The organism is Paenibacillus sp. ALJ109b, assembly GCF_010747435.1.
GTDB lineage: Bacteria > Bacillota > Bacilli > Paenibacillales > Paenibacillaceae > Paenibacillus > Paenibacillus taichungensis.
On the sequence record NZ_JAAIFP010000004.1, the window covers coordinates 138,660 to 158,509 of the forward strand.

Annotated in this window: 21 protein-coding genes and 3 pseudogenes; 14 read left to right on the forward strand and 10 right to left on the reverse strand. The window is 39.9% G+C overall.

Translation table 11 applies throughout. From position 1 onward, the window contains the following. Positions 1–97 precede the first annotated feature (97 nt). The 7 genes and pseudogenes from G3352_RS03735 to gap form a co-directional block, all read right to left on the reverse strand. Positions 98–1,248: pseudogene (locus G3352_RS03735) on the reverse strand (IS3 family transposase). 125 nt (positions 1,249–1,373) lie between these two features. Further along, positions 1,374–2,564 carry an MFS transporter gene (locus G3352_RS03740; protein WP_345940711.1) on the reverse strand — a complete coding sequence of 397 codons (1,191 nt, stop codon included), beginning with the start codon at positions 2,562–2,564 and terminating at the stop codon, positions 1,374–1,376. A 105-nt stretch (positions 2,565–2,669) separates the two neighbouring features. Next, positions 2,670–2,762, reverse strand: a pseudogene (locus G3352_RS31050) (sugar ABC transporter permease); the annotation flags it as partial. Between the two features lie 57 nt (positions 2,763–2,819). Beyond that, positions 2,820–3,512: pseudogene (locus tag G3352_RS31545) on the reverse strand (DUF2306 domain-containing protein). A gap of 183 nt (positions 3,513–3,695) precedes the next feature. After that, positions 3,696–4,685, reverse strand: a complete 990-nt coding sequence (locus G3352_RS03755) for an aldo/keto reductase (protein WP_163753922.1) — start codon at positions 4,683–4,685, stop codon at positions 3,696–3,698. 210 nt (positions 4,686–4,895) lie between these two features. Next, positions 4,896–5,135 (reverse strand): NifU family protein, encoded by a 240-nt coding sequence (locus tag G3352_RS03760; protein WP_163753924.1) that lies wholly within the window; start codon positions 5,133–5,135, stop codon positions 4,896–4,898. A gap of 220 nt (positions 5,136–5,355) precedes the next feature. Further along, positions 5,356–6,366 carry a type I glyceraldehyde-3-phosphate dehydrogenase gene (gap, locus tag G3352_RS03765; RefSeq protein WP_163753926.1) on the reverse strand — a complete coding sequence of 337 codons (1,011 nt, stop codon included), beginning with the start codon at positions 6,364–6,366 and terminating at the stop codon, positions 5,356–5,358. A gap of 193 nt (positions 6,367–6,559) precedes the next feature. On the opposite strand from gap, the gene G3352_RS03770 reads away from it, so the two are divergent. From G3352_RS03770 to G3352_RS03785, 4 genes are all read left to right on the forward strand, one after another. Next, positions 6,560–7,159: a TetR/AcrR family transcriptional regulator gene (locus G3352_RS03770; protein WP_163753928.1), complete on the forward strand. Its 600-nt coding sequence runs from the start codon at positions 6,560–6,562 to the stop codon at positions 7,157–7,159. Positions 7,160–8,194: 1,035 nt separating this feature from the next. Further along, the gene (locus G3352_RS03775) at positions 8,195–8,971 is read left to right on the forward strand and encodes a hypothetical protein (protein ID WP_163753930.1); all 777 of its coding nucleotides are present in this window, start codon (positions 8,195–8,197) and stop codon (positions 8,969–8,971) included. Between the two features lie 3 nt (positions 8,972–8,974). After that, positions 8,975–9,484, forward strand: a complete 510-nt coding sequence (locus G3352_RS03780; RefSeq protein WP_163753932.1) for a hypothetical protein — start codon at positions 8,975–8,977, stop codon at positions 9,482–9,484. Between the two features lie 511 nt (positions 9,485–9,995). Further along, positions 9,996–10,397, forward strand: a complete 402-nt coding sequence (locus G3352_RS03785; RefSeq protein WP_163753934.1) for a DUF3888 domain-containing protein — start codon at positions 9,996–9,998, stop codon at positions 10,395–10,397. A gap of 122 nt (positions 10,398–10,519) precedes the next feature. On the opposite strand, the gene G3352_RS03790 is transcribed toward G3352_RS03785, so the two are convergent. Next, positions 10,520–11,125 carry a GNAT family N-acetyltransferase gene (locus G3352_RS03790; protein ID WP_163753935.1) on the reverse strand — a complete coding sequence of 202 codons (606 nt, stop codon included), beginning with the start codon at positions 11,123–11,125 and terminating at the stop codon, positions 10,520–10,522. 184 nt (positions 11,126–11,309) lie between these two features. On the opposite strand from G3352_RS03790, the gene G3352_RS03795 reads away from it, so the two are divergent. Then, positions 11,310–11,465 carry a hypothetical protein gene (locus G3352_RS03795; protein ID WP_163753937.1) on the forward strand — a complete coding sequence of 52 codons (156 nt, stop codon included), beginning with the start codon at positions 11,310–11,312 and terminating at the stop codon, positions 11,463–11,465. Here G3352_RS03795 and G3352_RS03800 read toward each other — a convergent pair. After that, entirely contained in the window at positions 11,446–12,057 is a 612-nt protein-coding gene (locus G3352_RS03800) for a hypothetical protein (protein ID WP_163753939.1), read from the reverse strand. The genes G3352_RS03795 and G3352_RS03800 overlap by 20 nt on opposite strands. A gap of 1,029 nt (positions 12,058–13,086) precedes the next feature. Here G3352_RS03800 and G3352_RS03805 point away from each other — a divergent pair. The 8 genes from G3352_RS03805 to G3352_RS03840 all read left to right on the forward strand — a co-directional run bounded on the left by G3352_RS03805 (position 13,087) and on the right by G3352_RS03840 (position 18,361). Beyond that, entirely contained in the window at positions 13,087–13,671 is a 585-nt protein-coding gene (locus G3352_RS03805) for a hypothetical protein (protein ID WP_163753941.1), read from the forward strand. Between the two features lie 8 nt (positions 13,672–13,679). Continuing rightward, positions 13,680–14,120: a hypothetical protein gene (locus G3352_RS03810; RefSeq protein WP_163753943.1), complete on the forward strand. Its 441-nt coding sequence runs from the start codon at positions 13,680–13,682 to the stop codon at positions 14,118–14,120. A 367-nt stretch (positions 14,121–14,487) separates the two neighbouring features. Next, complete coding sequence (locus G3352_RS03815) at positions 14,488–14,874, forward strand: DMT family transporter (RefSeq protein ID WP_205524693.1); 387 nt, start codon at positions 14,488–14,490, stop codon at positions 14,872–14,874. Positions 14,875–15,214: 340 nt separating this feature from the next. After that, a complete protein-coding gene (locus G3352_RS03820) occupies positions 15,215–15,691 on the forward strand; it encodes a Cif family virulence factor (protein ID WP_163753945.1) in 477 nt (158 codons plus the stop codon). 402 nt (positions 15,692–16,093) lie between these two features. Beyond that, positions 16,094–16,474: a hypothetical protein gene (locus G3352_RS03825; RefSeq protein ID WP_163753948.1), complete on the forward strand. Its 381-nt coding sequence runs from the start codon at positions 16,094–16,096 to the stop codon at positions 16,472–16,474. Positions 16,475–16,591: 117 nt separating this feature from the next. Further along, positions 16,592–16,933: a hypothetical protein gene (locus tag G3352_RS30815; protein WP_205524694.1), complete on the forward strand. Its 342-nt coding sequence runs from the start codon at positions 16,592–16,594 to the stop codon at positions 16,931–16,933. A 129-nt stretch (positions 16,934–17,062) separates the two neighbouring features. Further along, positions 17,063–17,617: an AAA family ATPase gene (locus G3352_RS03835; protein ID WP_163753951.1), complete on the forward strand. Its 555-nt coding sequence runs from the start codon at positions 17,063–17,065 to the stop codon at positions 17,615–17,617. Between the two features lie 258 nt (positions 17,618–17,875). Beyond that, positions 17,876–18,361, forward strand: a complete 486-nt coding sequence (locus G3352_RS03840) for an AbiH family protein (protein ID WP_163753954.1) — start codon at positions 17,876–17,878, stop codon at positions 18,359–18,361. Positions 18,362–18,640: 279 nt separating this feature from the next. On the opposite strand, the gene G3352_RS03845 is transcribed toward G3352_RS03840, so the two are convergent. Then, the gene (locus tag G3352_RS03845) at positions 18,641–19,201 is read right to left on the reverse strand and encodes a hypothetical protein (protein ID WP_163753957.1); all 561 of its coding nucleotides are present in this window, start codon (positions 19,199–19,201) and stop codon (positions 18,641–18,643) included. Here G3352_RS03845 and G3352_RS03850 point away from each other — a divergent pair. Then, positions 19,188–19,658 (forward strand): GNAT family N-acetyltransferase, encoded by a 471-nt coding sequence (locus G3352_RS03850; RefSeq protein WP_163753958.1) that lies wholly within the window; start codon positions 19,188–19,190, stop codon positions 19,656–19,658. The two genes, G3352_RS03845 and G3352_RS03850, sit on opposite strands and share 14 nt — an antisense overlap. The last annotated feature ends 192 nt before the right edge of the window (positions 19,659–19,850 follow it).

Genomic DNA, 19,850 nt, shown 5'->3' on the forward strand with positions numbered 1-19,850 from the left:
ATACCTATGCAAGAAAAATTTTCCTGTTAGTTTTAAAAAAAGCAGCCGATCATGGTCATAGCCCCGTCAAGTAGACAATAAAAAAAGAGAAATTCCATTAAGCGGCGACTTTTTCCCTGAATTCAATCGGGGAGAGGTCGTCGAGTTTGTTTTGGAAACGTTCCTTGTTGTAAAACAAAATATACTCTGTAATTTGGTTCCTTGCTTGCTCCAGATTCTGAGGCTTCTCCAAATACAACTTCTCCGTCTTTAAGTGGGAGAAGAACGACTCAATACATGCATTGTCATAGCAGTTCCCACGCCGAGAATGGCTTCCTGTTAGCTTCTTCTCTTCAAGCAACTTGGCATAGCTCTGTGTTGTATACTGGAACCCCTGGTCGGAATGGAGCAAGGCAGGTCCACATTTCAGTTTCTTCACCGTGTCCATAACGAGTTTTAAGTCATTTCGCTCGGAGAGTTCCCAAGCTACAATCTCGTTGTTGTATAGATCCATCACAACCGAGAGATAAGCAAAATCATGCCCAATCCGGACATACGTAATATCCGTCACGAGCTTCTGCAAAGGAGCTGCCGCCGAGAATTCTCTATTTAAGACATTACGGAACAGAACGGACGGTTTCCGGCCAGCCAATGGACGTTTCTTGCGAATCACGGAACGAATCTGGAGTTCTCTCATTAAGCGGCGTACCTTTTTGTGATTCACCACGAGGCCTTCCTTTCCTAACGCGGTTCGCATACGTTTGTAGCCAAAATAAGAACGAAGCCGGTGAATGCCTAAAATATGTGCTTTTAGATCCGCATCCCGATCTGCTCGTTTGTCTCTGAGGACGATGTTCTTCTTCCATTAGTAGTAACCTGCACGAGAAATTTCAGCCATTTTACACAACCAAACCACAGGTGCCCACTCGCTTATTTCTCGAACGGACTGGCACCGGGTTTCGAAATCCAGCTTCCCTCTCCGTGCAAATTCGGATTGAGCTTTTTTAGATATTCTACCTGCGCTTTCAGATAAGCATTTTCTTCTTCTGCACTGCTAAAATGCTTCTTCGTCCAACGTCCTCGATAATCCTCAAAACTCTCTCCATTTTGGCTTTTCCGAACCCAAGTAATAATCTGGCTCTCACTCTTAATACCAAACTTCTCCATGATCCGACTGTATGTCCAACCTTCTTCCAATCGCAGACGAACAGCCTCTTTCTTCGTTTCTTCACTATATTGATTAAAGGTTTGGCCTTTTTTAGCTGGCATAGCAAAAACCCCCTCGGGTTTTCAGTGTTGAGTTCATTTTAACATGACCTCTTTTTTCACTGTCTACCTTGAGGGGATAATACCAGAATACCAAACGACTCAGGACCTTTTTTGTTGGAGAGATATTAAGCTGCTAACTTGGATGCATCTTTTATATTGGACTTACGGGTAAGAGGTATAAATAATAGGATAGATAAGAACCCAAGTAACAAGAAGACAATTCCTACCCACATGACGCTTTGAATACCCATGCCATTGATAAATGCACCACTAACCATTGTACCAATGGTAACTCCAAGATTTGAAAACGCTACGAACAGACCGTTAGAGAAGTCTGGTGCTTCGGGCGCGGATGAAGTGATCATGTACTGGGAGATATTAAGGCCAAAAGTAAACAATACGCCCCAGAAAGCAATAAGAAGTATCATGGGAACAGTAAACGATCCGAGCAAGAATAGTACCAAATAACTACCAACAAACACGAGTGGATAGACAAAGGCAGTCTTTAACGCATTATTTGTAAGTAATTTACCTGCGAGTAAATTACCTATCATCCCTGTTAAACCAAATAGAATAAGCATTAAGCTAATCGTATTTGATGACATTTCCGTTACACGCCCAAGGTACTCTGCAAAGAAGCTGAATGTTGCATACATACCAGAAAGGATAAAGATTGCACCAAAGATGGCTGCCCAAACAACACCTTTCTTCAAAATACGAACCTGTGAGCCATAAGACTGTTTTTGTTTCACGGGAAGGGAAGGGACAAAGAGAAGAATGGCCAAGAATGTTAAAGCATTTACAACAGCAAAGAATAACATCGCTATCTCAAGATTCGCATAGTCCGCAATGAAAGAGGCAATTGGAATTCCAATAATCATACCCGCGGTGAGACCCATGAATACACGACCGATTGCTTTTGGAGCCATTTCTGGACTAACTGAGGAAGCAGCTGCAGTAAAGGCAACAGACACGTAAACCGGATGTAGGAATGCAGGAACAATTCTTGCTATTAAGGCTATTGAAAAATTGGGGGCAAACATAGAAACAACGTTACTAACCACAAATAGCCCGATAGCAAGAAGCATAACACCTTTACGGTTAAATCCTGAGAATAACAATGGCAAGATTGGACCTGAAATTGCAACTGCGAGTGCGAATAGGCTAACAAGCAGGCCTGCAGTTGAAACGCTAACTCCAAAGTTTTCAGCAATGAGTGGCAATATCCCGATAATACCCATCTCTGTATTAATGATTCCAAAAATCCCTAAAGCTAGGATGGAAATAAAAAATGCTTTTGATTTGGTAACAGACACGATATTCACTCCTATTTATATTATTTTGTATAACTACTGTGAAAATGAAAAAAGATATACTGATATTTTTCTATTAGGAATCAATCTATAATCAAAGATTCATCAGAGCATCTTCCCGATTTGTAAAATTAGCAAAATAACAATGGTAGGCTTAATCCCAGGCAAAGTAATATTCCATATTTTACGAAGCCTGCTCGCCAGCCTTTCGTCTCCGAATGGTCCATTCCGCCGCCAAGAAAAGAAGTACGATCGTTCCTATAACACTCGCCGTACCTCGTAGCTCATTCCCAGCGCGTTGATGAAGAGAAGCATAAGCGTATGTATTATCTGATTTGTAAAGCAGAACGCGTAGCTGCGGATCATCCAGCGGCGGTGGTTTTCAACCCGTCCTTGTCGAATATGCAAGTATGCGTTCACTGTTATAAATATCTAAATGATATTAAGCAAATTGAAGGCTATACTCACGACCTTGCCTCCGGTCGCAAAAGGAGCCATATAGCCTGATGTGATGCATACGGCCAGTACGGCGACGACATAGACGTAGCCGAGAATACGATGCATCTTCCGGTACTTACGGAGCTTGGCACTAGCAAAGTTTATGACTCCCGCAGCGATTGCGATGCAGGCGAAGATGACGTGAACGTTCAGCATAGTTAGCCAGACAGGTAAATTCATCGGACGGATGAGCTTGGTCTTGTGGCTCAAAAAAACCGACGCATCCGGATCCAGGGCGAAACGATTCAAGAGCGTCCAGAAGACGAAGGATGCAGCAACGGTAATCAGGAGGCGGAAAGCACTTTTAGTGTTCATCAGCCTGGGCGCGTTACCTATCAATCTGCGAGAATCACGTTGACTGCGCAACCCGGCAAAATGGAAACCGGCGAATGTGAACAGTGAAATGAAAAAACAGCAATTAAGCGAGAACAAGAGACTGCGACTAATCGTCATGGCGCAACTCCATTACATGTTATTTAGAGTCATCAGCGCGATCCGGAATATAAACCTGTAATGAAAAGGGATGAACAAGGAGTAGAGTGAAAAGCCTCAGTAGAGCGCAAGCCCATGCATGGGCTGTAGATAGAATAGAATAAGCGGGGACCGTTGTCCCCGCCCTCCATATTGAAAAGTAAACTATCCGGGCAAAATGGCTTCGATTTGCTCCAGCTCTTCTGCACTAAGTTCCGGTGCATTCAAGGAGGCGACCGCATCCTCAATTTGGCTTACCTTGCTGGCTCCAATCAGGGCGGAAGTCACTCTGCCGCCGCGAAGCACCCAGGAGAGAGCCAACTGCGACATTTTCTGTCCGCGAGCAGCGGCAAGATCGTTCAGTTTCCGTACTTTACCGAGGACATCATCCGTAAGCTCTTTTTCAGAAAGGAAGACACTTGGTCCGGCGGCACGGGAATCGGCTGCGATGCCGTTTAGATAACGGTCAGTCAGGATGCCTTTTTCCAGCGGTGAGAACACGATGCTTCCAATACCTTCTTCGTCCAGTACATCCTGCAAGCCGCCTTCAATCCAGCGGGACAGCATCGAGTAATTCGGCTGATGAATCAGGCATGGAGTTCCGAGCTGGCGCAGGATTTGCGATGCTTTGCGGGTATCTTCCGCACTGTAATTCGAAATGCCGACATACAGGGCCTTGCCTTGGCGAACAAGCAGATCCAATGCGGACATCGTTTCTTCCAGCGGCGTGTTAGGGTCTGGGCGGTGGTGGTAGTAAATGTCTACATAATCCAGTCCCATCCGTTGCAAGCTTTGATTCAGACTGGATACGAGATATTTCTTGGAGCCCCATTCTCCGTAAGGGCCTGGCCACATATAATATCCGGCTTTGCTGGAGATAATCAGTTCATCACGATAAGCGGCTAAATCCTTCTTCAGGATTTGTCCGAAAGTCTCTTCTGCGGAACCGGCAGGAGGCCCGTAGTTGTTTGATAAATCAAAATGGGTGATTCCCAGATCAAAGGCTCTTCTCACCATCGCTCTGCCGTTCTCGAAGTTATCGATCCCGCCAAAGTTATGCCACAGACCTAGCGAAATAGCTGGCAGGAGCAGGCCACTGCGGCCAGTACGGTTATATGTCATCTTGTCATATCGGGTGGAGCTGGCATTATACATGAATGTTCCTCCTAAATGTGATTTGAAACGTGATCCTTTGAAGCACTTGGAAAAGCCGTTTTTTCCGGAAGCGCATACTTTTGTTGGATCTAGCGCAATCTTCATCATAAAGCTGCATTCGTTTCAAGTTTGGTTTACGCTCTTATTGTAGCGAAAAGGCAGGTCCAAACGTATGTCAGCAAGGAAGTAGTTTGTTTGGTCACCCTTTCTCTAGAAGACTTGAACGACTTCATGAATGCCATCTACTTCTTCAAAAATGGCACGTTCTATGCCAGCCTTCAATGTGATCGTTGCACTAGGACAGCCGTTGCACTCTCCCAAGAATTTTAGTTTAGCCACTCCATCCTTAACTTGAACCAATTCGGCATCTCCACCATCGCGGTTTAAATAAGGACGCAGTTTTCTCAATACATCATCTACATCTTTGAACAATTCCTCAGAATCTCTCATTTCATGACTCCTTTCATAGAGGCTGTGCTATCAGCTTCACCGTTCGCATTTTCTCTAATTCATCAATCATGTCTTGATAAAACTTAACTCTTAACCTGGAATAAATTTCTAGAAATCGGAAGTACCGATCTTGCTCCTGCTTATGCAGCTTTCCGTACAGTGCATATAAACCCTGCTCTTTTGATGCTTGCAGCTAGGGTAAAGAAGAACTGCAATGATGTTACTTGGCGAGTTTTGCAAAGTATTCTAATGTTCTAACCAGTTGCGCGGTGTAAGACATTTCATTATCGTACCAGGCAACAGTTTTCACCAGTTGCTGGTCGCCAACGGTTAGAACTTTTGTTTGAGTGGCATCAAAAAGAGACCCGAATGTCATTCCTCTAACATCGGAAGATACGATCTCGTCCTCCGTGTATCCGTATGTTTCTGGATCTGATACTTCTCTCATAGCGGCGTTAACTTCCTCAACCGTTACCTTAGTGTTCAAAATGGCTACGAGTTCTGTTACGGAGCCTGTTGGCACAGGTACACGCTGAGATGCACCATCAAGTTTGCCCTTCAGTTCAGGAAGAACGAGGCCAATGGCTTTAGCAGCACCGGTGGAGTAAGGAACAATGTTCTCTGCTGCAGCCCGTGCTGCGCGGAAGTTCCCTTTTGAATCTGGCGCATCAAGGGTATTCTGGTTGCCTGTATAGGCGTGAACGGTTGTCATCAACCCGGATTGAATTCCAAATTTATCGTTCAGAGCTTTAGCCATGGGAGCCAGACTGACCGTTGTGCAAGAAGCACCGGAAATGACGGTTTCCGTTCCGTCCAGTGTTTCATGGTTTACGTTATACACGATGGTCTTCATGTCGGCTGTTGCCGGAGCGGAAATAACAACTTTATTTGCTCCGCCTTTCAGGTGAAGCTCGGCCTTTTCTTTGGTGGTGAAGAAACCTGTACATTCGAGTACGATATCTACGCCAAGCTCGCCCCATGGGATTTCTTCAGGGTTGCGGTGAGCCAGCACTTTAATTTCTTGACCGTTAACAGTAAAGGCTCCATCATGAACTTCGATGTCTCCATGGAAAGTGCCTTGCGTAGTATCATATTTGAGCAGATGCGCCAGCATTTTTGCGTCAGTTAAATCGTTTATCGCTACAACCTCGATATTTTCTACCTCTTGAATTCGACGGAAAGCGAGTCTACCGATTCGCCCAAAACCATTAATGCCTACTTTTATACTCATTGAATAAACCTCCTGTTTTCGTTCGAAATCCATTCCCCATTTTTTTGTCCAATTTGCCTTTGGAATGGTTTGTTTTTTAAAAAAAAGATACCGATCGGTACCTTTATTATATCAAGATTTATGACATTGGCAAGGTTTCGGCCGTAAAATTTGATATAATGTTAGATTAGAATAAGAACATTCGGAGGAAGCTATGAAAAAAGGAGATCGAACAAGAGAGCACATTATTATGAAATCGGCAGAAATCTTTAATCAAAGAGGTTATGCCGGTACATCGTTAAACGATATTATTGCCGACACCGGGATTAAGAAGGGGGGCATCTATCGACATTTTACAAATAAAGATGAGATTGCGCTTGAAGCCTACAACTACGCCGCCAGTATAGTTGTCAGCAAATTTGCTGAGGCGGTCGAACGGGAGCAGTCTGCGTCAGGGCGGTTACTTGCTTTTTTTAGTGTTTATGAAGATGTTGTTGGTAATCCACCATTTGTTGGCGGATGCCCTATGCAGAATACAGCAGTAGAAAGTGACGATACTCATACGGAACTTCGAGATCGGGCAAGACAAGGGCTGCATAACCATTTGGATATGATAAAGAGTATAATTCTTAACGGAATATATAGTGGGGAGTTTAAGGAGGATATGAATGCGGATGCACTTGCTTCATTTGCCTTTTCCTTGCTCGAAGGAGGCATTTTACTCAGCAAGTTAGATGGGGATAATAAACATATGCAAATGAATACAGCATGCTTTGCATTCTATTTACAGAATTGTTGTTTGAAAAATAGTTAATCAGTTGTGCTTAGAAGCGTAGAGAGAATATGATGCTTTATGATCTCCCTCAACATTTTGGAGGTATATCGACATAAAAGTATTTGTAGCTGGTCAACCGGGGTTATTGACCGTATGCAGACTCAACCGGTTTTTGGAAAGGGCCTTGTTTTTCCCTAACTGGCAGATCAAATCTTGCTCAATGCTTCCCTAAGGGACGTTCGCATACCCGTGGCGTTGGAAGGGGAAAGGTGGTATGATCGCGGAACCGAATGACAAAGCACTACCGGTTTTCTTGTTTCTGGTAGCGGTCAAACTGTTTATGTTTGCCATATGACCGGTCTGCGACTAGGATGTACTCCGGGTCCAGCAAATGAGGGCAACGTTTTAAATCGGGCTTATATCCAGTTGTTTCGGAACATTGACTGCTTCATATTCTTTTGCAAAACACAGTTTCTGAGAGTTCGTTATGTAATCTTGTTTAAGCTTCTCAAGTTCACTAAGAACGTGATTAATTTTCAGATCGTATTTTGAGTTATGTGCCTAGAATAATTTGTAATTGCTCCAGAGTACCTACATAGACTTGATATGATTCTTGTTGAACTTGCTCATAGAGCTGAACTATTATCTTGTATTTAGAAGTTTTTAGCACCCATTTATGTAGCCTCTTGTTTTATTTTTTTGTGGACTTCAAAGGGATCTCCCTTATCAAAATAAGCCTTATTTTGCATATAGCGATTGATAAAGCTTTTGTGTTCTTTAAGGGATATAAATTCAGCATTTGTATCAAGTCTTTACTAATCGATTAGCTGTTTTTACGGAACCATCTAATGATTCAAGATATGTCTACGTGCAATCAATAATTTGTTTATCCTTGGTTTATAAAATAAGCCAATTGAGTTGAGAATATGTCCATTTCTTGTTCCTTTCGTATGTAGCCATGGGAACTCTTGAGGAAGGCCCCGTTGTACTATCTTTTGGTGATGACAGTTTTGGAACAGAAGAAATTTCTAACATTGTTCGTGGGATAGGTAACGTCGAGGAGGAAGAGCTTTAATGTCTAAATATAAGGTTTTGAACAAGAGTATCATCTCACTAATAGTTGCGTCTATAACGATAGTACTAACCTTTTCACCTAACGCGCACGCTAACCCTCAATTACATCACAAAGGGAATGACTACAGTTCTTATATTGGAGGTAGTACTCAAGCAGTTAATGGTTGGAGTACAGTAGTTCTCTCAACTTCGACATTAATGGATGAAAACAAAAGACTTGGAAGAACTTATGTTCAAGCATGGGCCAGACTTGATACGATAAAAGCGCACTATGGTAATTATTATATTCCTACTGTCGCAGCAATCGAAACTAAGATGAAAACAGTAACTCATGATAGCAGTTTTGTTTTCGATATACAAGGTACTAATCCAGGCGAAAATCTCAAGGAACATGAAATAGATACAACAATCTTTGATCTACTGGATTATAAAATATCTGGAGTAGGTGTGATAGGTAGCCTTCTTAATCAATATTCAAATGGTATTACAACAGGGACAGATCAGGATATCTCTAATAGCAAGAATGGAACATTAACGTTCCTGTGGCCTACAGATGCGAGTTTACCAAATACAATTAGCTGGAAAGATGCAAACAAAGCGATTGGAGCTTATAAAAAATCAGGCGTTACTGCGGAGTTTAATTTCAGAATAATAGACGGTTTACAAGTTCACGTCGCTCCACAAGCAAGAGTACAATACGGATTGTATACTGCTAAAAGCATCACTCCATTAAAAATCTGGTCTGCTGAAGCGTATGTACAACATACGATTAATTAAATTATGAAAAAATACTATAAAAAAACCACGCTATTTGTCGTCGTGTTCCTTATTGCTATATCTGAAATTCTAATTATAAATAATGCTAGCAATAAAAAAGAGAATCTAACAAGTTCAAACTACTATAACAGTTTTGTTTCGAGTGTTAATAGTCTGGATTTGGTTTTAGCGCAAATAGATGAGAAGAATATTAAAGATGATACGGCCGTACTAATGTTTGATGCATATACTTCTATTGTTTTTATAAATCACCGTATGGATTTGATGTTAGATCATTCAGCAATCAAACTTAATACACTAAGCAATGATTTTTTATTATTGGAGAATTCTTATGCCTCACTTGTAAGAGATCAAATATCAGATGAAACTAAATTCAACTCTCAAGAACACAAATTATTCAAGCAACAGATCCATCAATTTTTAAATGATTTACCAAAGGAATATGAGGATTCTGATAATTTTATTAATCAGCTTAATGAAGCAGGAGAGCAAATTAAACCACTAATTCATTAGATAGTCCGCTGATCATGTAAAGTTTGATAAATCTCTTACTCTAAACACATAAGTTGTAACCTAATGCTTAAGTATGACCTCTGACACATAGTCGGAGGTTTTTTTTGTTTCTAAAAATTTATTTAAAATGAGTTGTATTCTAAGCCTAGAAAACTCCTTATAAGTGAAGGCGAGAATGAAAGGTTTGAGGACAAGAACATAGTCCGATTGCCGATTAGATGCATAGCTAAACATTTATCACATGCACTTAAGACTTCATTAAGTACCATAACACATAAAAATGTTCATATTGTTATGGACAACTGAATCAAAGAGAGGTTAAACATGGTTGAATGGGTATTAAAAAAGCGAAAGCTGTTGAAGACAAGAACATGTTCCTATTTCCGGTTAGACGCATAACTAATTGTCATCTTGCCCTTCAATTCATTAAACTAACGGGCAGGTTAGCATAATAAATTATCTTCATTTAGTGAAAACTACCCTTAAAAATCTGGGGATGAGGGTTTCAGAAATGAAAAGATTTATGGGATCATTGCTAACAGTCATCATTTTCTTGATGGTAATCCAGCCCATTTGTGCAAAGCCAAACGATGAACCATTGAAACGGCTTGTACTTACTTTGTTAGCTCCAAAAATACAGGAACAGATTAACCAATACTACAAAAATAAATTAACTGAATCACCTACGTTTACGCCTTTTTTGGATGGAACTGATGTAGACGTTAAATATCATTCTTCACATATTGATGTTCAGGTTAAAACTATCCCGTACGTAGGACCTCATTTGGATGTTGGACTCGACTCAATGAGGTTTAGTATAGATAACTCGGGATCAATAGTGGTTCTTGAGTATAAGCACATTAGGGATTATGACTTGCCTCCTAACTGGCAAGAAATTATTAAAACTCATTGAACTAACGAAGAAACTATAGCTCAATAAAGGCCCTTGTTACGACGGGCTTTTATTGAGCTTACCAATGGCATTTGGCTAGGAAAATATCAGGGTGCTTCTTTTACTTTCTTTTGTACAAACATCTATCTTGTGTTTTTTGGCGAGTATTTTATATGGATCATATGTTCAAGAGTGCTTTTTACCTCAGGCCAGTCGTTATCCGTAATGCTATAAAAAACATTGTCATGAAATCTACCTTGAGTATCCCGCCTATGCTTCCTAAATATGCCTTCTTTAGTTGCCCCAATCCGTTCTATCGCTTGCTGTGACCTTATGTTATAGCCGCTGATGGAAAATTGCACGCGGACTAACGCTAATTGTTCGAAGCAATAATTTAACAGTAAAAACTTACATTCCGTATTTACACCTGTACGCCAGTAGGTTGGTGTTAGCCATGTCCAGCCGATTTCCGCATTTTGATTGATCATATCGATATCTCCGATTCTTGTGGTTCCAATAATTTTTTCCGACATGAGTTCGACGATGACGAAAGGGAGTTGGGTGCCATGAAGCTGGTTTTGTATGGCTTGTTCGATTAAATGCTTAATATCATCATATGTTGCATTTTTTCTCCAAGTAAATTCCCATATGTATGGATTCATCAGTGTTTCAAGTAAATCTTCTTTATGTTTAGATTCTAGGGGTAAGAGTTTTATTGTCTTGCCTATTAAAGTAACATTTTGATTCATGTCATTTACACCTCCGATTCCGTTGTGATTCATTATCTTAACGTGGTGGGATTAGTATATATGTATTGGTATCGACGTTGAATGCATTAACCGTTGAATTATTGTACTTTCATGCATCACAAATTCCCTACAGGTGTTCTATTAAGTTCAACTAACGAGCAGGCTAGTTTAGCGAAGGTGGAGGATGACTTTTAATATTGATTGGGATGAGGCTGAGGTACCCTCAATTCAAAATGGTCTACACCATTTTGAATTGCAAATTGGAGAAGAATATGATTGCCGAATGGTAAAAGGTGGTGGACATTCAGGTCATGCTTTTACTAATTATGCCAGTGATTAACAGTTCTTTTCTTAAAATAACTATCCCCTTTAAATGGGGTTAAGGATTGTCCGATCTTAACCATATACTCTATTGCTTTATGTTTACTGATAACACTGATTGGATTAGCATTATTGATTGATTTAACATTCTTCTTTTCAATAAGAATCATGTAATTTCTACCTTTCTTATCAAAATTCAATGAATAAAGGAAATGGTTTTCCTTATACTCAGCCTTTGTTTTATCATTTATGGTGATTGTCCTACGCATGCTAAAATCTGACCGTTCTATTTGTGGATTAACATGAATTCGAACTTTCAGATCTCCACCTACGTATTCCGTTGTTAGAACATCACCACCACCAAGAATGCGTATACTTTCCAAATATGATTCACTGGGTAACCAAGTTGGTATTAATACAGGATTTGTAGATGTTAATTTTTGATATTCTTTAACTGCTTCACTTAGTGAAGCAAAATACGTAATTGGATAGTGAGCTTCCTTATCAACTTTAGGTAATACAGCTTCAGAATAAGTACTAATGGAAGGGATTATCCCTGTTATCCCAAACCCAATAAGAACTAATAAGCACTTCTTCATTAATCTTTTCATAAACAACCTCCTTGAAACAAATCAAACCTTTGTTTGAGTTATTTATCTGCTTATCTCGACTTTTTATTCAGGTTGCTCAATAAAAGATTAAATACCTGCTAGGCGATTCCCAGTCATAAGCCGATCCAGAAGTAATGCCCAATTTAATCGGCTCAGGTCTCCATAAGTATCACCGATAAGAAGTCAATTACAGCAAGATGAGCCGAATAATAAGGAAGTAATTCATGAATATTCATCTGTTACCATCTAAGGTTCAGATACTCTGGAGTTTAAGTTTAGTTGGGAATGACGGTGATGAAAGGAGAGCAGCCATAAACAGTTCAGTTCATCGAGAATGGTTTTAACGGCTATAGGGTAGATGATAACTATCTAGGGACAAGATTAAGCTAACGGGTAACGTTAGTTGAAAAAGAAAAGAGTATTCTGTAGTTTAGCATGCTACTCACTCTTTTGTTGAGTTATCGTGTCATAAGTAAGTCTTTTAAAATTTGCTACATGAAGAATCAGATTCAAAGTAGCTATGGAGTACTGGAAGCATACATATACTTTTGATAAACTCATCGGTTCGATGACATTAATCCATTGTGTAAATGTCCCAATCGAAATTTTCAATGGAAAAATAATCATTTGTTACTAGTAATTGAAGATTTATAAATGAGCAGTGTCTCTGGTATACTCATGAATGCATTTTAGCGATAATTCCAAGATATAGTTTTTGATTCAATACTTTCTTTTCTTGGAGAGTTATCCGCATATTACTTTGTTCGTCGTTATTTTAGCTATTATCACTTTTTCAATGGACCCACATAGTGCTTCTGCCGCATATGAAAAGTATTTTTTTAAAAGTTTTGTTATGAAACAGGGATTGGTGAGATAAATTTCAATCCTCACGGAACAATACAAGAGAACAACGCTGCTACAAGTGCTGTTTCCAGTTCTGTTCTCTATGATGGGTTCACAGGTAAAGCGAGACTTAAAACTTACACTCGTAATGGCATAGTTCAACAGTGGTATAGCCGTAACTATAAAATGCCAGGTGACATAAGAGCTACAAATGTAGCAAATTCCAAAATCGTAACGACGTTTAAGTCGCAAACTGCTGTCGATAATTTTATTGCACCTGCCAATATATTACCGAAAGAATCTTCTAGCACAGCCATTCCTAGTCTAGGATGGTTAGCTGAAGGACTTCAAATACCGTTTTTAGGTGATGTTATTGATACGGCTTTCTTTTTCCTAACTGAGGCACCAGGTAAAGTTAGTTATAACATAGATGACTTAAATCGTTCCGCATCAATTTACCTGACAGGAGTCTCAAATGATAAAACAGAGATACCGCCTAGCGTTGGCGTTGCAAATGCTGATAAATATACCGCAGGCGTTTACGATTCTGCAACAGGAACCTATAAAGAAGGTTACAAACCCAAATCAATCGGAGCACCTTCGAACTTTGTATTCTATTACGATGTTCCTGATGGTGTCACTAGAAATTTACAAGCAAGCGCCAAAGCTTATTACACTGTTTATACAACAAATGATATCTCTTATTACTATCCTGTCGATGTGTATACGCGTCAAGCTACGCACTACTTCAAAATTACTGGAAAAGAGTAGGGTGAACCATGAAAAAGAATATCTTAATTGGGCTGGTTATTGGGCTAACAATAATTGTTGGGGTTTACTCATTACTTACAGCGAGTAAATATCATGCTCTTACCAGCAAAATTGAAGGTCTACAACAATCGCAGCTTGCCGGTATAGACGAGAGAGCAGCAAGTATTAAATATCGATTCTCAACTTTGATTAATGATAGTAAAATTACGGATAAGGAAATAATTAATGTAGCTTTTCTTATTGAAGAGTTCAGGAATTTAACAAAACCTTATGGTGCGCTTACCCCTCTCGATGAAGATGAGGGTGCAATCGTAGCAATGCAAACTGTTTATGGGAAGGCTTGGAAGGTTATAAACATCAAACCATCTGACATCACAGTGAACGATGTTAAGAAAATAGAGAATGCAATAGACCAATTTAGAAATGATGTTAAAGCCTTAGGTCATTAACTAGTAACAAGAAAAGCCGCTTTTGTGAGTAACTAAATAATTGTCGCGGGACAAGAACATTGTTCCATTCAAAGTCGCTTATTTAGCGGCTTTTTTGTTTAAAGGAACTAAGTTCTTGTCCCTTGCTGAGGACAAGAATATTGTACCATTGCCGAAAAGGACAAAAACATTGTGTCATTCCCGATTAGGTAAGTATCTAAACAGTTTCATGGCTGGAATTCATGTAGAGTGACAAAAGAAAATAACTTAAAATGTCGCGTAAATATCGTTTTTGTTTAAGGAACCAAGCTTATTTCCCAAACTGAGGACAAGGACATCGTGTCATAGTCGATTACACAAATAGGTAATTGCCGGTTTCTATACCGGATTGACCCTGATTAACAAATTTATTCGTGGTCTAGACGGTTTGGCAAATACACTTTTGCAGCTAGGATTGTCAGTAATGATTTTAATTTCATTTGTGTTGATTACAGAGGGCATAAATGTCAGTTCGATGGATTGTAACAATGTTATATTGATGCTTGTACTTGGTATCGTTCATGGTGGATTTGGTTTTTATCTTTTTTTTGCCGGAATGAGAGGACTTAATGCCCAGAGTATAGCTGTATTGAGTTATATAGCCCCCCTAACCTCTCTTTTTATTTCAATACTAATTATTGGAGAGAAGATGACTTTTCAGCAACTTGTCGGTGCTGTCTTGCTATTGTGCTCGATTTGGACAGGAGAAGCTGGTCAAGAAGAAGTTGCAGATTGATTATGAATAACTCTGCGGCTGACCAATATCTGCTACCTTTATTCAACTAACGGGAAACTTTAGCATAAGAAATGCAATCAACAGCAGCCGTATTTTGGCTGCTGTTTTTAACTAACGTGTTGACTATAGAGTTCGTTGCAGAAGTGCTGACGATCCTTTTTTGTATACCTATTGAGACGGGAGACTCCTAGGGCGCCTTCATGAAAACTCCAAGTATGTTAGTCCACTATTTTATAGATTAAAAAAACAGAAATCTCACAACTTCCCAGTAATTTACTACGTTATATAAGTACACATAAAGAACAATTGAAAAATAACTATCGAAAAGGAGCTTCGATCCATGAAGAGAGAAAATTTAGTATTGCTATTACTTGCTGGAGTTGTTGCCGGTTCTATTTTAGTAACATCAACTACAACCGCAGAAAGAGTCGTTGCTCAAACTCCGATGGAGGCAGCAACTGAATACTATGATGCTTACATTGCTAAGGATGCAGAGGGAATGATGTTATATTCAAAAGATATAAACTATTTGGATGAGAAAAGTAGGGAAAAAGGATATGAAAAAGATTTCAAAACCAATCCTACTACTGGGTATGAAATTGTGGGAAGCAAGCAAATCAACAGTAATGAAGTTGAAATTTCAGTGATCGAAAAGTATGCAGGACAAAGCTACGAACAGTCACCACCACTCCCTTATAAAGTTTTCAAAAGCGATAATGAATGGAAGGTTTTGGTGGAACCGTTGGAAATCAACACAGTGACAGGTGAAGTAACTAAAGGTACGCCGGTTCACGCTCGGCAGTATATGGATAATTAGTTTTTTTCAAAAATTCACGTGTCCTGTTCTATTCACGTATTACTCGTATTCTGGATGGAACATATCCGAATACTTCTCGCTTTTATGGATACACCAACAAAAGCGTTTTTACATTATAAATGACACTAGTTCTTGAGTTTAACGGTAGCAGTCTTCTCGAAACTTCATTGCCCACTCCAGATAGGCGAGGAGAGCTCATCCCGCGGTGAACTGATCGATCATCTCTTCTCCAGATGCTCTAACAGGTCGTAAATGTCCCGGTGACCGGCCCCTTGCCTTCTAAATATAAGTTCTTGAATTCATTGCTCAGACTGACGGATCCGACGGTAATTCGAGCGACGAGCCCTCGAAGACAGGCTCTCAGAAGCGTCGTGTTGATCAATAGAAGGAGATCCCAGACCCATGGTTGATCCATTGGATTTTAGAAAACATGTACCTGTACTAATGTCCGTCGAAGGAGGGAACTTCTTTTATACTTTAAATTCAATAAGGCAATATAGTAATGCAAGTGTAGTGACTTTTAATATTGATTGGGATGAGGCTGAGGCATCCTCAATTTCCAATGGTCACCACCATTTTAAATTGCAAATTGGAGAAGAATATGATTGCCGAATTGTAAAAGGTGGTGGCCATTCAGTGACAAGAAGACGGGAACAAAGATTGTCTTTAGGCTGGAATAGCTTCATCGAGCATCGATTAGGTTATCCGGAAACGATAGTTATAAAACCAAAGGAGACCGCCGATCAACAGGATCGGCGGCTTTATTCGACTACCGGGCAGTAAAGTTTAGTTATAATCAACTTTTATCACCACAAAATAAAGTCTACTTGGTAAAATTGTGAATTAAAAATCACATTAACTGGAGTGGATACTTTCCTTTCTGAAGAAGACTATGCGAAGGTGGCGAAAGAAGCTTTATATCAATACCCAAACATTTGGGAAAAACTTGTGTATCTCGGAAAGAGTGATAATGTTACATTTCAAGTTCAGACCAGCGATGATAATCAAAAGTTTCTTATCAAAATCCATATCTCAACGATTTCCATTCAATCAAAAGGGTATATCGCATCAGAGCTTATTTGGCTTGAAGCCTTGGTTAAAGATACAAATCTCGGCTCAACAGTTTCCGTACGATATCGAATCGTACATCAACGGAAAAAACGACCTTGTTTTGGAAATCGAACGAAAGGCACTGGAATGGAAAACTTCAAGAAACCACAAAGTAATCGAGTAACCCTATGATTATGCTTACGGGCGACAAGAGCGAGGCGATGGAACGGAATCTATCGCCTCATGAATCTGGTTAGGACTGATACTATACACAAATGGGCAGTTATTTATCATTTTATTACGTCATAAGGAGTTAAACACATGTCAAAGCCGTATTTAATCGTTGTCACTGGTAGGCCAGGTTCAGGGAAAACAACATTTTCTAAGGAGCTTGGTAATGAGATTTTTATGCCAGTAATCAGCCGGGATCAGATTAAGGAAGGATATGTGCATACTTTCGCCAAAAGTCATACCGAGCTTCCAGAGGAAGTAAATTTAACGGCCACGGAAATCTTCTCTGAGACGCTCATGGGGCTGATAACAAACAATGTATCGGTAATTGCTGAAGCAGCGTTCCAGCATAGGAGATGGTCGACCATGCTTGAACAGTTCATGGGAAAGGCGCGGGTCTATTTGTTGATTTGCAAGGTTGACGACAAGATCGCGCTCGACAGGTTTGTCCGACGGGGGCTGGACAACCCGCTTCGGGAATACTTCCATGGCGATAAGGGAGTCGACATGGCCAGAAAAGGAATTGAGCTGAGCGTGAGCCCTTACGAGGAACCCCGGATCGACGTACCTACATTCTCTATTGACACTTCAGGGGAATACACCCCCTCCATTGAGGAAATATGCAGGAAAATTTTCGGTGAATAGGATAGGTGATCTAGAACAAGAAAGATATTAATCAACGAGAAGCCAAAAGACCCGAAATCTGAAAAGCTATTCCATCGTCAATAAGAAATTTACGTTAAACTCTAACGAAGAACTTTAGTTCAAATGAACAAAAATGCAATTGGTTTTACTTAAAAAAGAACTTTCCATATCTCCGGAGGTTTCTTACATTTCCATATTCATTGCCCCTGGTGACAGCTACACTGGTATTACCCCAACTTGGCGATTCGGCACGTCATAATGTCTAGGCATTTAAGCGGAAACTATCATCGGAAGCAAGGATTTATTCCGATACTCATCATTTTAGAAACTTTCGGTGCTGAAATTGACGATATAGACATTGTACACATCCATGGGTCATTGAATAATGGTCCATTCGGTGATGACCCGATATTGGAGCATGGTAATATTACAAGAATGGAAGAGATCCAAGAACAAGCAGGTGAAGCAGAAGAGAAGTTTGATGAAAAACTGTTGAGCATCTGTGGGGCAATTCAACGTTATTACGAGGAGACCTATAAGAACATAAAAGACTATATGTACAAACTGGATAGATTACGAGGGAAATGTATCGATGAAATTATCTCTATCGGTCATTCTATCGCCGGTGTGGATCTTCCTTATTTCAGCAGTATAGATGAGCTTTCACAGGAGCAGGCTAAGTGGATAGTTTATTATTATTGGGAAGGTGAGAAGCAAGCTATGTATAATAGTTTTGTACAATGACACAAAGTTACCAACCATGATAACCTTTTAGAACAAGGGTTTTTCATTTTTTAGTAGGCAACTTTGTGTCAAAACAATTTTTGCGGGTAAGTTGTCGACTCAGAATGCGAAAATTGTTTTAAAACGATCTGACAAAACAAGTAATTGATGACATGAAAGGACGCGGATGGGGATCAAGTCACGGATTTGGTAATTGATTATTTAAGGGTGAAGCATAAGAAAGTTCTAAGAGATTAAAGACTCGCCACTTTTAGGCGAGTCTTTTTTGTTTGTTAGTATTTAGTTGTTCCATCTTTTTGCAGATGATGTATAGCTACCATCACCACTGATATTCAAAATCAATTCCCCATTAGTAGTTTGAGGGTTTAATTCCCAAATCCCAAAACTAGCTTTCATCGATGAGGTTGCACGTATTGTGCCGCTAACTGGTCCCGGACCGACCCCAGGAACTTCACCATTCAAGTTCCAAACACTCCAAATTGGACTGTAGAAACTTGTCGAAGGTACAGAATTGTACCAAGTGATCTTTTTACCATCAGTAATGTACTCTTGTTTTAACGTATAAGACCAAAGCAATAAGTTATCTCCAGTGATTGCGCTATAAGCACTTAATGTGACATCTGCTTTCCAGATCCCCTTGGAGGCAGGGGCAATCAAAGATGACCGGGAACTATTGCTACTTTGTGATGCTGACGATGTTAGCTGAACGTAGCTACCGTCATCAAACGTATATGTAGCTACTGGATTAGATTCATCAACAACTAATCCAGATTCCAAAGCCTCATCAATCTTAGCTGGATCGTTAGCTTGAAGGAGGCAGGTGGGTATGGAATACAGCATACGCTTAGCAGAGAAAGAAGATATCAGAGTTTTACTTGATGTGAGAAATAACAAGGATTTATTTATAACGTATTTGAACCAACAAGAAAAAAAGGAAGTGTATCTCCTTGTTGCTGAAATGGATAGGTCAACAATTTTGGGGTTCGGTCTTTTAAAACTTAATAGTAACTTATCGCCCGAATTGAGTGACTTATATGTAAATAAAAACTTTCGTGGCAATGGTATTGGTTCGAGTTTAATTAGACATCGTGAAAAACTTGCAAGGAAACTCGGCTATTCTGAAATATTCGTTAGTGTTGACCCAATTGGGAATCCGAAAATGATAAAGCTTATAACCAAGCTTGGATATAAAAGAATTACTGAACCATACTCAAGAACAGCTCTATTCCACAATGAAGACGGGACAACATATGAGCAAACTTATACAAGGGTTGATTTAAAGAGGTCATTGAACTAACGGGGAACGATAGCGTTATAAACCTAAGAAAGCAGCTGATCAATATGATCGGCTGCTTATGTTCAACTAACGGGCAGGTTAGTTTAAGGTCATGCGAGGTGAACCATATCATAAATAAGGGCAAGTTTTAAATATGCTCCCCTTTAAGTAGACAGGATTACTAAATAAACCGGCTGTTCAGAGGAGCATATC

Excerpts from the sequence above, each read along its gene's own strand:
- G3352_RS03775 (WP_163753930.1), top strand. The coding sequence starts at position 8,195 with ATGTCTAAATATAAGGTTTTGAACAAGAGTATCATCTCACTAATAGTT.
- G3352_RS03790 (WP_163753935.1), bottom strand. The coding sequence starts at position 11,125 with ATGAATCAAAATGTTACTTTAATAGGCAAGACAATAAAACTCTTACCC.
- G3352_RS03760 (WP_163753924.1), bottom strand. The coding sequence starts at position 5,135 with ATGAGAGATTCTGAGGAATTGTTCAAAGATGTAGATGATGTATTGAGA.
- G3352_RS03800 (WP_163753939.1), bottom strand. The coding sequence starts at position 12,057 with ATGAAAAGATTAATGAAGAAGTGCTTATTAGTTCTTATTGGGTTTGGG.
- G3352_RS03770 (WP_163753928.1), top strand. The coding sequence starts at position 6,560 with ATGAAAAAAGGAGATCGAACAAGAGAGCACATTATTATGAAATCGGCA.
- G3352_RS03795 (WP_163753937.1), top strand. The coding sequence starts at position 11,310 with ATGACTTTTAATATTGATTGGGATGAGGCTGAGGTACCCTCAATTCAA.
- G3352_RS03850 (WP_163753958.1), top strand. The coding sequence starts at position 19,188 with ATGGAATACAGCATACGCTTAGCAGAGAAAGAAGATATCAGAGTTTTA.
- G3352_RS03810 (WP_163753943.1), top strand. The coding sequence starts at position 13,680 with ATGAAAAAGAATATCTTAATTGGGCTGGTTATTGGGCTAACAATAATT.
- G3352_RS03845 (WP_163753957.1), bottom strand. The coding sequence starts at position 19,201 with ATGCTGTATTCCATACCCACCTGCCTCCTTCAAGCTAACGATCCAGCT.
- G3352_RS03755 (WP_163753922.1), bottom strand. The coding sequence starts at position 4,685 with ATGTATAATGCCAGCTCCACCCGATATGACAAGATGACATATAACCGT.
- G3352_RS03825 (WP_163753948.1), top strand. The coding sequence starts at position 16,094 with ATGGTTGATCCATTGGATTTTAGAAAACATGTACCTGTACTAATGTCC.
- G3352_RS03785 (WP_163753934.1), top strand. The coding sequence starts at position 9,996 with ATGAAAAGATTTATGGGATCATTGCTAACAGTCATCATTTTCTTGATG.
- G3352_RS03840 (WP_163753954.1), top strand. The coding sequence starts at position 17,876 with ATGTCTAGGCATTTAAGCGGAAACTATCATCGGAAGCAAGGATTTATT.
- G3352_RS03835 (WP_163753951.1), top strand. The coding sequence starts at position 17,063 with ATGTCAAAGCCGTATTTAATCGTTGTCACTGGTAGGCCAGGTTCAGGG.
- G3352_RS03820 (WP_163753945.1), top strand. The coding sequence starts at position 15,215 with ATGAAGAGAGAAAATTTAGTATTGCTATTACTTGCTGGAGTTGTTGCC.
- gap (WP_163753926.1), bottom strand. The coding sequence starts at position 6,366 with ATGAGTATAAAAGTAGGCATTAATGGTTTTGGGCGAATCGGTAGACTC.
- G3352_RS03780 (WP_163753932.1), top strand. The coding sequence starts at position 8,975 with ATGAAAAAATACTATAAAAAAACCACGCTATTTGTCGTCGTGTTCCTT.
- G3352_RS03805 (WP_163753941.1), top strand. The coding sequence starts at position 13,087 with ATGCCAGGTGACATAAGAGCTACAAATGTAGCAAATTCCAAAATCGTA.